This window comes from Pseudoalteromonas sp. NZS11, from assembly GCF_015864765.1.
GTDB lineage: Bacteria > Pseudomonadota > Gammaproteobacteria > Enterobacterales > Alteromonadaceae > Pseudoalteromonas > Pseudoalteromonas arctica.
In genome coordinates this window covers 418,653-432,381 of the sequence record NZ_JADYWP010000002.1, presented here as the reverse complement: position 1 = coordinate 432,381, position 13,729 = coordinate 418,653, and the positions used below count along the sequence as shown (strand labels likewise).

9 protein-coding genes are annotated in these 13,729 nt (G+C 39.5%); 8 read left to right on the top strand and 1 reads right to left on the bottom strand.

The genetic code is table 11. The features are described from left to right. The first annotated feature begins 705 nt into the window (after window positions 1-705). From I6E82_RS05615 to I6E82_RS05580, 8 genes are all read left to right on the top strand, one after another. Entirely contained in the window at window positions 706-1,086 is a 381-nt protein-coding gene (locus I6E82_RS05615) for a hypothetical protein (protein WP_197117062.1), read from the top strand. Window positions 1,087-1,326: 240 nt separating this feature from the next. Continuing rightward, on the top strand, window positions 1,327-2,343 hold the full coding sequence (locus I6E82_RS05610; protein WP_197117061.1) for a transposase: 1,017 nt from the start codon (window positions 1,327-1,329) through the stop codon (window positions 2,341-2,343). Between the two features lie 208 nt (window positions 2,344-2,551). Continuing rightward, a complete protein-coding gene (locus I6E82_RS05605; protein WP_197117060.1) occupies window positions 2,552-3,511 on the top strand; it encodes a kinase in 960 nt (319 codons plus the stop codon). 143 nt (window positions 3,512-3,654) lie between these two features. Continuing rightward, window positions 3,655-4,284, top strand: coding sequence for a uracil phosphoribosyltransferase (gene upp / locus I6E82_RS05600; RefSeq protein ID WP_024591723.1), 630 nt, complete (start codon window positions 3,655-3,657; stop codon window positions 4,282-4,284). A gap of 9 nt (window positions 4,285-4,293) precedes the next feature. Beyond that, entirely contained in the window at window positions 4,294-5,532 is a 1,239-nt protein-coding gene (locus I6E82_RS05595; protein ID WP_007580880.1) for a uracil-xanthine permease family protein, read from the top strand. Between the two features lie 145 nt (window positions 5,533-5,677). Then, window positions 5,678-7,423, top strand: coding sequence for an HAD-IIB family hydrolase (locus I6E82_RS05590; RefSeq protein WP_024607206.1), 1,746 nt, complete (start codon window positions 5,678-5,680; stop codon window positions 7,421-7,423). Further along, window positions 7,416-8,636 carry a glycosyl transferase gene (locus tag I6E82_RS05585; RefSeq protein ID WP_002958673.1) on the top strand — a complete coding sequence of 407 codons (1,221 nt, stop codon included), beginning with the start codon at window positions 7,416-7,418 and terminating at the stop codon, window positions 8,634-8,636. The genes I6E82_RS05590 and I6E82_RS05585 overlap by 8 nt, the downstream gene beginning before the upstream one ends. Before the next feature lie 55 nt (window positions 8,637-8,691). Next, window positions 8,692-10,470, top strand: a complete 1,779-nt coding sequence (locus I6E82_RS05580; protein WP_197117059.1) for a sugar phosphorylase — start codon at window positions 8,692-8,694, stop codon at window positions 10,468-10,470. Between the two features lie 104 nt (window positions 10,471-10,574). Here the strand turns inward: I6E82_RS05580 and I6E82_RS05575 are convergent, their stop codons facing one another. After that, on the bottom strand, window positions 10,575-13,415 hold the full coding sequence (locus tag I6E82_RS05575) for a TonB-dependent receptor domain-containing protein (protein WP_197117058.1): 2,841 nt from the start codon (window positions 13,413-13,415) through the stop codon (window positions 10,575-10,577). Window positions 13,416-13,729: the final 314 nt, after the last annotated feature.

Genomic DNA, 13,729 nt, shown 5'->3' with positions numbered 1-13,729 from the left:
AGGCTAGTCGCGGCTGTGCGTGAGAAAAATATCCTTGCTTAACGGTTAAACATTAGGTTTAATGAATAGATAGTAAACGCTGAGCAATGCAGGGAAAGCTTAAATTATAATAGGTAAGCTTATTAAATTAGCTGATTTAGCTAGAGCCTCTAAAAAGCAAATTCCCATAGCATAAACAACACCAACTCTATACACCGAGCAGGTAGCGCCTCAGTCCAACAAGCGATTATGCAACACAAACTGCGTGTCGCATAAATACTAAAGTGTTAGGTGCTACTAGCGAAAGTCAGCTGAATCAAGCTTTACTTAAGCTTCTCAAGTTTAATTTGGATGAAACCGTTTATGAAGAAAAACTCAAAATCCGACAAGGTTCTTTTGGTTTCTTGTGGTCTGTTTTTCATCTTTTTATTTATTCATGGCCTATTTACTGGGCAAGTCTCCCCTAAAGGTGGCGAGGACTATTCTCTAGAAACCAGCCCAAACATGTTTTACTTTATTTTGGGGGTGTATGCGGCATTAACTGGTGCATGTATATTTCAACTAGTAAGAAACAAAATGCAGTTTAAATGAGCACGCACCTAACAATCACATTAAGCCGCTCGCAGGCTCGCTGGGACAGTAACACATGGGCTCTGTCGCTTCGCTCGGATTTTAGCCCATGTGTTACTGCCCCTTATGTGGGGTGTTATGTGCCAAGGGAAGAACGTGATTAAACTGACACATCAGAATATCGAATCAGAATTAAAGGCATATTGCCAAAGATGGTTGGCATATTTGTCTCAAAAGGAATTTAGACAAGCTCACACTTTGGTCAGCATTCCTAACAATTACGGTGCTCGATGGGGTCAAAAAGATATTACTGAAGCCATTTTTGATTATTTTGGCAATGAAGTAGAGTTTAATATCGAGAATACTGATATAGCTTTTTGCTCACCTGAGTTTATGGAGTGTAATGACGGTAGCTACCTTTTTGGGTTTTATTTCCCAGTTAACGGTGAAATAACCGATCTCACGGTAGAGTTCGAGTTTTCGCATGTTAAAGGTAATGAATATAGTGCCACTATTAATGACATTCATGTCTTGTAACTAAAGGCACATAACAAACGCTTAAACCAAAGGACGCAAAACTGCAGGCTTGCGCTCCTTCGTCGCTAATTTTAGCCTGCTATTTTGCGCCGGTTAAGCGAGGCGTTATAACCCATTTGAGTCACTGAGGTCACCTTGAAGTTTGTCTTAATTTTTTAACAAGACACCCATCCTAAATTTTGCACTTTTCGAATTTAGAGGCTAGCCTTTATTTAGTGTAAAAAACAAGCAGGGTGTCATATGGCTATCGCAAGAAAGCGTCAAGTAAGTTTGGTTGATACAAAATACTACCACTGTATTTCGCGTTGCGTTCGACGTGCATTTTTATGTGGGGAAGACCGTTTTACTGGTCAATCTTACGAGCATCGACGAGGGTGGGTTGAAGATAAGCTGCTTGAATTAGCCAGGGTGTTTTGTATTGATGTATGTGCTTACGCTGTAATGAGTAACCACACTCACTTAGTACTGTATGTTGATGATATTAAAGCAAATAGGCTTAGTGATAAAGCGATTGTTATTCGCTGGCATAAACTCTGTAAAGGCACATTGCTAACGCAAAAATATGTACAAGGTGAAAAGCTAAGTAAAGTTGAACTTATCTTTTTTAATCAAACAGTAAAGCAATACCGAGAGCGCCTATCAAGTATCAGCTGGTTTATGCGGCTATTAAATGAAGACATTGCTCGCAGAGCAAATAAAGAAGATAACTGCACTGGACGGTTCTGGGAGGGGAGATTCAAATCGCAAGCATTACTAGATGAAGCAGCCCTTGCGGCCTGCATGGCCTATGTCGATTTAAATCCCATTAGAGCTAAAATGGCTAACACTCCAGAGGATTCAGGCCATACCAGCATCAAACAGCGTTTAACGTATGCAAAGGATGGTAAACAACCAAAACAACTACAGCGCTTTTCAGGCATGCCACGTCAAATTATGCCAAAAGGACTCCCGTTCGAGCTTAAATCGTACCTTGAACTTGTTGAATTAACAGGACGTTGTATACGAGAAGACAAGCGAGGGTATATTGAAAGTACACACTTGCCTTTACTAGAAAGGGTGAATATATCTCCAGAAAACTGGTTAAAGCTTACAACCCAATTTACGCGCGTATTTCATGGCGCAGTGGGCAGGCCAGCCTCACAAGAAGGTTATTGTGTAAACTTAAAGCGAAAACGGCGAGCGAATATCAGTAACTGCGAAAAGCTACTGGCAAAAAACTTAAACTTCTCAGTAAAAATTAAAACTGCAATTATGTAGCCATTTTCATGCGTGCAATTTAGATTTAATAGGCTAATGATTTATTTAATGGATGAAATGGAAATAACCTGGTGTAGTGGCATAGTGATTTTGGCCACTATTTACATACAAACTTGTATAAAACCAAGTGGGGCTTTTTTATGTCGTAGTTTTATTAAAAACGCCCACTAATGTTAAACTACAAAAAACTTAATTACTTAATATAGCTATGGCATTTTACATTCCTTTATTACAACCTTACTTTAAGCACATTGAAATTGGCGATACGCTTACATCACTTTGGAGTGGATGTGGCAGTATTGTGCAGTGCCAGCTTGATGATAAAGCCTGCGTTATTAAAGCTATTAAAATACCCAGTTATATACACCATCCTAAAATTAAACAAAGCGAATTTGCACTTAAAAGAAAGCAGCACTCGTATAGCGTTGAATACACATTTTATAAGCTTTATAGCCAACATTTACCAGTACATGCGCAAAGTATTGAATGTATAGGTGCAATTAATAAAGACGATGAATACGCGCTGGTGTTTAAAAACTTTACCAAACATGGGTTTACTCAAGCAGGGCCACAACATGTTAAAGCTATATTAAGGTGGCTTGCACACTTTCATGCGTTTAACTTAAGTAAACCCGCTGATGGGTTATGGCAGCAAGGCAACTACTGGCATTTAAGCACGCGCCCAGATGAGTTTAATAAACTAAAAAATAACCTTGATAAAAAGTCCGATATTAAAAATGCTGCACATAAAATAGATGAGCAACTACAAAGTTGTGCGTATAAAACGCTGATTCATGGCGATGCAAAACTTGCTAACTTTGCAGCAAATGAGCGCGATGAAATACTCGGTTATGATTTTCAGTATATAGGTGCAGGTTGCGGGATTATTGATGTAATGTATTTTATGACCAGTTGCTTAAGTGATGCACAATTACACGGATGCGCTGATAAGTACCTTGCGTATTATTTTGATAATTTAAAGGCTGCTATTACTATTTATCATCCTACAGCACCAGCAGGTAAAATAGCTGACAATTGGCTCGCTTTATGGCCTGCTGCATGGGCTGACTTTTATCGATTTTTAGCTGGCTGGAGCCCTGAGCATCAAAAAATAAATAGTTATATGCAACAGCAAGTAAACAGCTGGTTAGCGAGTAACATTTCATAAACACAACGGGTTGATGGCTTGCATAAATATCAAGCAAAACAATACATTTTGGCACGATGTATGAAAATCTCTTTAAAACTACAGGTCAAATGACCTTTTTTAATATAAAATACTGCAAATTCTTGTATCAGTAGGTTTATATCATGGCAATTCACGTTATTTCTCACCCTCTTGTTCAACATAAACTAGGCCTAATGCGAGCGCATGGTATTAGTACTAAAAGCTTTCGTGAATTATGTTCTGAAGTTGGAACCTTATTAACTTACGAAGCAACTAAAAACCTACAGTTAGAAGATAACGAAATTACAGGCTGGGATGGCAATAAATTAAAAGTAGAGCATATTAAAGGTAAAAAAATTACCGTAGTGCCTATTTTGCGTGCTGGTCTTGGCATGATGGATGGTGTTATGCAGTTATTACCAGCCGCTAAAGTGAGTGTTGTTGGTCTTGAACGTAACGAAGAAACACTAGAGCCAGTACCATATTTTGAAAAGCTAGTAGGTAATATTGATGAGCGCTTAAGCTTAGTTATTGACCCTATGCTTGCAACGGGTGGCTCAATGATTGCCACAATCGATATGCTTAAAAAAGCAGGCTGTAAAGAAATCAAAGTAATTGTACTAGTTGCAGCACCAGAAGGTGTTGAAAGAACACTTGCCGCTCATCCAGATGTAGAAATATTTACAGCCTCAGTAGATAGCCACTTAAACGAAAAGGGCTATATTATCCCTGGTTTAGGCGATGCGGGCGACAAAATATTCGGTACTGTTTAGGAGTCTTAAGTGCAAAATAATGACACCTTTTCAATAAAAACTATTTTAACGGGCGCGCAAATGCTGTTTGTAGCATTTGGTGCGCTGGTATTAGTGCCGCTTTTAACGGGCTTGGATCCTAATGTTGCGCTTTTTACCGCAGGCATTGGTACTTTGCTGTTTCAGGTAGTGACTAAAGGCCAAGTGCCTATATTTTTAGCTTCATCGTTTGCTTTTATTGCACCCATTATTGCCGCTGTGCAAATGTGGGGAGTGCCGGCCACTATGGGCGGCTTAATGGTGGCGGGTTTTGCTTATATGCTTTTAAGTTTATTAGTAAAATTTAAAGGCGTTGCAACGCTTCATAAAATTTTACCGCCTGTGGTTGTGGGCCCAGTAATTATGGTTATTGGTTTAGCGCTTGCACCTGTTGCTGTAAATATGGCGATGGGTAAAAGTGGCGACGGCAGTATTCAAATTATTGATTACACCAGCGCTATTTATATTTCGTTGTTCTCGTTAGTGGTTACGCTTATTTTTGCAGTATGGGGAAAAGGCGTATTTAAGCTTATACCTATATTAGCAGGGGTTGTAGCGGGTTATTGTTTATCGCTTGGCATGGGCGTTGTGCAATTTGACGCAGTGACTAATGCACAGTGGTTTGCTGTACCAAACTTTACTTGGCCTGAGTTTAAATGGCAGGCTATTTTGTTTATGGTACCTGTAGCAATAGCACCTGCAATTGAGCATATTGGCGATATGATGGCTATTAGCCAAGTAACCAATAAAGACTTTTTGAAAAAGCCTGGGCTTCACCGTACTTTGTTTGGTGATGGCCTTGCTACTTCTGCGGCATCATTATTTGGTGGCCCGCCTAACACTACTTACTCAGAAGTAACGGGGGCAGTTATGCTTACCAAAAACTTCAATCCTAAAGTAATGATGTGGACAGCTGTTATTGCCATTATTTTAGCGTTTGTAGCTAAAATGGGATCTGGTTTGCAAACTATTCCTGTACCTGTAATGGGCGGAATTATGATTCTACTTTTTGGCTCTATTGCTGTAGTGGGTTTAAATACATTGGTTAAATCGGGCGATGATTTAACAGCACCACGTAACTTAAGTATCGTTGCACTTATTTTGGTGTGCGGTATTGGTGGTATGCATATTGGTGGTAGCCAATTTAGTTTAGAGGGCGTAAGCCTCTGCGCTATTTTAGGAATAGTACTTAACTTAGTATTACCAAAAGCAGAACCTGAAAAAGTTTAATTTTGCACATTAGCTAAATAGATTGCACCATAATAGCGCATTTTTAATGCGCTATTTTTTTAACTTGTTAATAAATATGAAAAAATAATAATGGTCTAGTATCTGCATTTAACTTCCAGAACGCATTGTATGCAAAGGAGTTACTATGTCAGAGGCCAATATTGTGGATATAACCCCGTTTTTAGCAAAACACCAACTGCCTTTAAAGTATCAATATTTGAGTGAGCAATATTTTGTTCCACTCGCGCATGACATCCTCGAATCTAAAAAAACAAATACTCCTATTTTTGTTGCCATAAATGGATGCCAAGGCTCAGGAAAAACAACACTCGCTGATTTTTTAGTTACCTGGTTTTCTAAAAACACACCACTTAACAGTGTTGCATTGTCTATTGATGACTTTTATTTAGCAAAACAAGCACGTAGTGAACTTGCCAAAGACGTACATCCTCTTTTTACTACTCGCGGAGTACCGGGTACTCACGATGTAGCGTTAATGAATAGCACAATAACTAACTTACTGGCAGGAGAGGTAAACGTACCGCTTCCACGTTTTAATAAACACGAAGACGACTGCGTGCCAGCAAGTGATTGGCTAACAAACGAAAAGCCAGTTGATATTGTTATTTTAGAAGGGTGGTGCGTGGGCAGTGAGCCACAACCGTTGTTTTCATTGAGTGAGCCGCTTAACGAGTTAGAGCAACAATTTGATAAAGAAGGCGTTTGGCGCCGCTGTGTAAACAGCTGTTTGGCAAACGAATATAAAGCCGTTTTTAACCTAATTGATTATACCGTTATGCTAAAAGCACCGAGTTTTAGTGATGTTTTTACATGGCGACAAGAGCAAGAACAAAAGCTAATAGCCAAAAAAGGTGAAGGCTCAGGCACCATGACTAACGAGCAATTGGTGTATTTTATTTCTCATTTTGAGCGCATTACGCGTGAGAACTTAAACACACTGAGCGCTAAAGCAAACGCTTTAATTGAACTTGATAGCAACCGCGATATTAGCGGTATGCACCTAACGAGTGATGACACCCTTCAACCTATTATTTTTACAGATTTGGACGGCACATTACTCGATCACGCCGATTACAATACAAATAATATCAGTGAGTTATTACAGCAGCTGCAAAATGCACATATTCCTGTGGTGTTTAATACCAGCAAAACTTTTTGCGAAGTTATAGAGCTTAAAAACGATTTAAACATTCAGCAGCCTTTTATTGTAGAAAACGGTGCTGCGGTATTTATTCCAGAAGATTATTTTGAACTTAAGCCTATAGGTTGCAAAAAAATAGGCGCGTATTGGTGCTACGCAATGGCAAAGCCGCTATCGAGTTTATTAAAGGACTTAAATACTTTAAAGGCAGATTATAAAGCACATTACAAATTGTTTAGTGACTTATCGAGTGAGCAAATATCAGAACTTACAGGTCTCGATGATGCGCAAGCAAGACGCGCACAAACCCGCGATTATTCAGACCCTCTTTATTGGTATGGCAATGACGAATTACTCACAGCTTTTGTAAACGATGTTGAAGCACTCGGCTACGATATAAAAATTGGTGGGCGCTTCATTCATATTGCCAAAAATACCGATAAAAGCGCTGCACAGCAGTGGTTAGTTAAACAGTTTACCCATCATTTCAGAAAGCCTCTCACGGTCATTGCATTGGGTGATAGCGATAACGATAAGCAAATGTTAGAGCATGCAAATATCGCCATTATTATCGCCAATCCGGCGAGTAAAAAGCCGGTTAAATTGTCGCACAATAAAGCACGATACTCTCAATCGCCAGCACCGCTGGGCTGGATTGAAGAAATAACATCGTTGCCGTGCATTAGCAGTATTTTAAGTATTTCTGAGGAGCAAACATCTCATGGCTGATTTTTATCAAAATGGCATTATTACAACATTACATAATATTGCCGACAGACCAATAGAAGATCTAGAAAAAGAGCTACTTACTTTTAGCAAGCAGCGCCCAATGGGATTAATACTTCCTTCGTTATTTAGTGAACTTGAAGGCCCTGCACTGCAAAATATAGTTAGCGAATTACGCGAAGTACCGTATTTATCGCAAATTACCATAGGTTTAGATAGAGCCGATGAAGCACAGTACCGCCATGCACTTGGTTTTTTTAAAGAGCTAAACCAAAACCATAAAGTATTATGGAACGACGGCCCACGCTTACAAGCACTTGATAAAGAATTACAAGAGCTAGGCGTTGCACCGCGTGAGCTGGGTAAAGGCCGTAACGTGTGGTACTGCATGGGCTATAAATTAGCAACAGCGGAAGTGGAATCTATCGCGCTGCATGATTGCGATATTTTAACCTACGACAGAAGCTTACTTGCTCGCTTAATTTACCCCGTTGCGCATCCGCGTTTTAACTATGAATTTTGTAAAGGGTTTTACCCGCGTACTGCGAATGGCAAAATTAATGGCCGTGTATCGCGCTTATTAGTAACGCCTTTGCTTCGCTCCTTTAAAACAATTTTAGGCAATACCGACTACCTTGAATATATGGACTCTTTTAGGTACCCACTTGCAGGTGAGTTTTCGTTTAGACGCGATGTTTTAAACGATATTCGCATTCCAAGTGACTGGGGCCTTGAAATAGGCGTACTGAGTGAAATGTATCGTAATTACTCCCATAACCGCTTATGCCAAGTAGATATTGCAGATAATTACGATCATAAGCACCAAGAACTTTCACTTGATGACCAAAGCGCAGGCTTGTCTAAAATGTCGATTGATATTACTAAGGCATTGTTTAGAAAGCTGGCAACACAAGGTGTTACTTTTACCAGCGAAACAATTCGTTCATTAAAAGCGACTTACTACCGTATCGGGCTAGATTTTATTGAAACCTATCACAACGATGCGCTTATGAACGGGTTAACGCTTGATGTACACCAAGAAGAAAAAGCAGTAGAAATGTTTGCACAAAATATTATGGAAGCAGGGCAACACTTTTTAGAAAACCCAATGGAAGCGCCATTTGTGCCAAGTTGGAACCGTGTTGTATCAGCAATGCCAGACGTACTTGAGCGCTTAAAAGAAGCCGTAGAGCTAGATAACGAAGAATATAGTTAACCTGCGTGCAGGTTAACTAGCCTATAAGTCTAAACAATAAATATTAGGGGCGCATGTGAGCACAGTTAGCGAATTATTTTTACAACGAGTAGAGCAACATCTTCATATTATTTATGAGGGGGTTGAGCTGCCTTTATCGGTTACTGAGCTAGCTCAGCAACTCATTAAAATTATATTAGGTAGCAATGCACTGCGCGACCCGACCCCCCATACAAACAGATGGGATGAACAAGATATAGTATTGATTGCTTATGGCGATTCTATTATTAAACACGATGATAGTGAATTTGCCGTATCGAGCCCAATGGAGGCACCGCTTAAAACACTACACAGGTTTATAAAAGAGCAATGTGATATGCAGTTAAATGCGCTGCATATATTGCCATTTTACCCGTACAGCTCAGATGAAGGCTTTGCCGTAATGAACTACGTGCAAGTGAATGAGTCGTTAGGTGATTGGGGAGATATTCAAAATATCGCTAAAGACGTAAAGCTAATGGCAGATTTAGTTATTAACCATTGCTCAAGCAGAAGTGTATGGTTTGAGAACTTTTTAAATGATTTACACCCGGGTAAAGACTACTTCAAAACGGCGAGCTTAACGGATGATTTAAGCCAAGTTGTACGCCCGCGAACCTCATCGTTATTAAATACTGTAACTACGCCAAGCGGCGAAAAACATGTGTGGTGTACGTTTAGTCACGATCAGGTTGATTTTGACTTTGGCAATCCTGATGTACTTAAAGAGTTTGTGGGAATAATTAGGCATTATTTAGACAATGGCGTGCGTTTGTTTAGGCTTGATGCGGTTGCATTTTTGTGGAAACAGCTTAATACAAGTTGCATTAACTTGCCGCAAACACATGAAGCAGTAAGGCTAATGCGAACACTTATTGAGCACGCAGAGCCTAGTGTAGTTATTATTACCGAAACTAATATTCCAAACCAAGAAAACCTATCGTACTTTGGTAACGCCAATGAAGCGCACAGTATTTATAACTTTGCACTGCCACCGTTATTGCTACATACATTATTAAGTGGTGATAGTGCAGCGCTTAAACATTGGATGATGAGTATGCCGCCTGCGCAAAATGGTACGGCATACTTTAACTTTATAGCCTCGCACGATGGAATAGGGCTCAGGCCAATTGAAGGTTTATTACAACCTAGCGAAGTGGCGTCATTAGTAAGTACCACTATGCAGTTTGGTGGTCGTGTATCTATGCGTACCAGTAACGATGGCACACATACACCATACGAGCTAAATATTGCTTTATTTGATGCAATGCAAGGGACGCACAATGGCCCCGATAAGTTTGGCCTTGAGCGATTTATGTGTGCTCATGCAATTATGTTTGCACTTGAAGGTATCCCAGGGCTTTATATTCATAGTTTGTTGGGTACAACTAACGATTACGACCGATTTGAAAATTCACAGCATAATCGCGCTATAAACCGCCATCGTTGGCAAGAGTCAAAGCTATTAGCTGCAATTAGTGAAAAGTATAGTCATCATCATAAAGTGTTTAACGGCATAAAAAGCTTATTGGCAGTACGTAAAAAGCAGGGTGCTTTTCATCCTAACGCAACGCAATTTACTTTGCATTTAGCGGGTGGGTTGTTTGGTTTTTGGAGACAAAGTATAGACCGTCGCCAAAGCATATTTTGTGTTTATAACATTAGCGATAAACCACAAACGCTCACATTGGCCGACTTAAACTTAATTAACACCCAAAAGTGGTTTGATTTAGTGGCAGATAAAACGATTGAAGAAAGCCAATTAACAATAGAACTAGAACCATATCAAAGCGTGTGGCTGAGTAATATTAAATAAGGCGCAATAATACCAATCCTCAAAATTGATCACTTAATTAAGCGGATTTATATAAAAAGGCTCGCACTGCGAGCCTTTAATTTAATTAATAACGTTGTTACTAATTATAAGCTGTAGCTTAAGTTAATGTAGCCAAAACGACCAATGTTATCGTAACTTGCGCTACCCGCGCTTGTACCACGTGAACCGTACGGAAGTTTACGGTTAAATACGTTATCAACACCTACTTTAACGCCTAAACCGCTATCGAAGTTATAACCGACTGTCATATCGGTAATAAAGTATTTACCGTAAGACATTTGATTACTTGGGTTCGGGTTATTTTCAAGCTCAACATTTGTATATAAATCTACTTCACTTAAAAAGCGTGTTTCAACTGTTGAGAAAAAGTTATCCATAACATAACTTACAGATAAGTTAGTTTGCCACTTAGCTTCACCTGTAGTACCTGCGTATTCAATGTAGTTACTAGGATCGTCTTGGAACGGGTAATCTTTACGTTCAATTAAGTAAGTACCAATTAAGCGTGTTTTAAAGCTACCTTCAAACGCGTCAAAATCGTAACCTAGTTCAAAATCTATCCCTGATGCTTTTTGGCCAGCAACATTTAATACAGAGTTTTGAATTAAAGTAATTTCACCATTAGCATTACGTGTAATTAAGTCACAGTACTGATTGTTTATACCTGTTGCGCTATCTACACAGCGATCAAGAATGTCTTGAGCGTTAATTGTGTCAATTGCATCTTCAAGTTCAATTTCCCAGTAATCAATAGTAAGTAGCGCGTTTTCTAAAAACTCTGGTTGGTAAACAATGCCTACAGTTGTACTTGTTGACTCTTCGCCTTTTACATCGCGGTTACCACTGCTTAAACCATCTAATGACGCTGAATCGTAATCTGAGTTAAAGTCACTCGCTACGCCTAATGCGGCACAGTTTGCAGTACGTGTTGCACCGTTTGATAAGTCACCTAAGTTTTCAGCGCGACACGGGTCGTCTACATTGTAGAAAGTTTGGCTTGCTGCACCAAATACTTCACTAATGTTTGGGGCACGAAGTGCTGCAGATTGAGTTACACGTACACGTAGCTCATCATTTACAGTCCAATCAAGGCCAAGTTTCCAGCTAGTTGCTTCGCCAATCGTACTGTAGTCAGCATGACGTACTGCAGTATCAAACACTAAATCTTGAATAAGCGGTAAATCAGTTAAAATTGGCATCGTCGCTTCAAAGAATACTTCGCGAACATTAAACGAGCCCTTATCTTCGCCCAGTGCGTTAAAGAAAGTACCTTCAGCGTTATCTGGCTCTTTTGTTTCGCTTTCTTCTTTACGGTACTCAGCACCAAATGCAACACCTACATAGCCCGCTGGTAATTCAAAAATAGCGCCATTAGCAAGTGAACCAGAAACAACCGTTTGCTTAATAGTTGATGTGCCAACAGATACCGTATTAATGTAATCAATGGCTTGTTGAGATGGCGAACCAAACCCCATAATATTTACAGGAACACAGCCATCAGCTTGGGCTGCAGCACTACGACATACTACGTTACCATTTGTATCTTCAACTGCATCAAGTGCATTAAAGTAGTTGGCTACAATCATGTTAGCGCCGTTTTCACGCTCTAGATCAGTTTGGCCATAAACAACTGATGTATCTAATTCCCAATCTTCAAATACAGTGCCTTTTAAGCCGGTAACAAAGCGCGTTGTTTCACGCGTATTGTTTTCAATGCGGCGGCCAAGGTCGGTCATCATGCGGTTAACCATGATCGAATCAACACCTTCCTCTTCCATACGTGCTTTAATGGCTGGGTCTAGGTAAGGGTTGTCGATTTTGATGCTGTTTTCATCGTCAAAGAAGAAAAACGCAGGTTGACCTATGCTTTCGCCTTGGCTGTTTACGTATTTTGCATCAAAGTAAATGTTTAAGTCGTCGGTAACATCGTAGTTAACTTTAAAGTTTACGTTGTAGCGCTCAAACTCAGGTTGAATCTCTTCAAATTGACCAAGATTAAACGAATCACAGTTTGCACACGACAAGCCATCTACATTATCACCTATGTATAAGTCGCGAGCGCTGCTGTCGGCGTTAAAGCTATTAGTATATCCATCTTCAAGTGCATAAACACCGGCGTTATTAATAGCGTAATAACCAGCATTAGGTGTTAAGATTTTATCAGGGAAAGCTGCGCTATCTTTGTTTACTTCTGTTTGGGCTTGATTACGTAAACTACTAAACGAAGTGCTAGTCCAAGGGTGATCAAGCGCGTTTAATGAATCCTGGCCTGAGTATTCAATAGCAAAAGCTGCATTACCACGATCGTTATCAAAGTTAGAGCCGTATGAGAACGTCGCTTTTTCGTTGTTGTAGCTGCTTAAATCGGCAAAACCACGTGTAACGCTAAAGTCCATACCTTCAATGTTGTCTTTTAATATAAAGTTAACAACACCTGTTACCGCATCAGCACCGTATACAGCAGATGCACCACCGGTAATTATCTCTACACGTTCAACCCATACACTTGGAATAGTGTTGGTATCTACAGATTGAGAACCTGCAGAGCTTGATACATGACGCTTGCCATTTACAAGTACCAAAGTACGATCTGTACCCATGTTACGTAAATCAAGAATATTTAAACCCGCAGTACCAATAAAACGGCCTGAGTTAGCCATAGAATATGTATTGCCAAGTGCAGGTAAGTTATTTAGCGCTTCACCAATGTTTACTGCGCCAGTGTTCATTAGCTGCTCGCCACTGATGACTGTAACCGGTGCAGGCGCAATAGCACCTTCACGTAAAATACGTGAACCCGTTACTTCAACACGTTCAATTTTTGTTGTTTGCTCATCTTGTGCAAGCACAGAATTACTTGCTGTTGCAGCAGCAGTAATTAATGCACATTTAATGCTAGTAGAAAGTAAATTATGACGTTTCATTTGATTCCCAGAGAACATTTTATAGTAATTAAATACAATGTAGTTTTATCCAAATGCAGTTTGTATTTGGATAAAGCCCTATAACTTTTTTATGAGGGCGGCGATTATTGCACGGTAAAACTAGTAATAGAAGGGAGGTATCTAGATGGATTTTAATAAGTTAATCCTGTATCAATTTTTATAAAGTACATTTTGTTGCATTTTTAACACTAATATTTTTTTAATTATTTGCTACAAATTTGTAATTAAGAAGGGTTGTTGTTTTTTATATATACTTCTCATTATCATTTAATGTTTTTTGTTTTCATTGGCGT

Excerpts from the sequence above, each read along its gene's own strand:
- I6E82_RS05590 (WP_024607206.1), top strand. The coding sequence starts at position 5,678 with ATGTCAGAGGCCAATATTGTGGATATAACCCCGTTTTTAGCAAAACAC.
- I6E82_RS05575 (WP_197117058.1), bottom strand. The coding sequence starts at position 13,415 with ATGAAACGTCATAATTTACTTTCTACTAGCATTAAATGTGCATTAATT.
- I6E82_RS05605 (WP_197117060.1), top strand. The coding sequence starts at position 2,552 with ATGGCATTTTACATTCCTTTATTACAACCTTACTTTAAGCACATTGAA.
- I6E82_RS05610 (WP_197117061.1), top strand. The coding sequence starts at position 1,327 with ATGGCTATCGCAAGAAAGCGTCAAGTAAGTTTGGTTGATACAAAATAC.
- upp (WP_024591723.1), top strand. The coding sequence starts at position 3,655 with ATGGCAATTCACGTTATTTCTCACCCTCTTGTTCAACATAAACTAGGC.
- I6E82_RS05585 (WP_002958673.1), top strand. The coding sequence starts at position 7,416 with ATGGCTGATTTTTATCAAAATGGCATTATTACAACATTACATAATATT.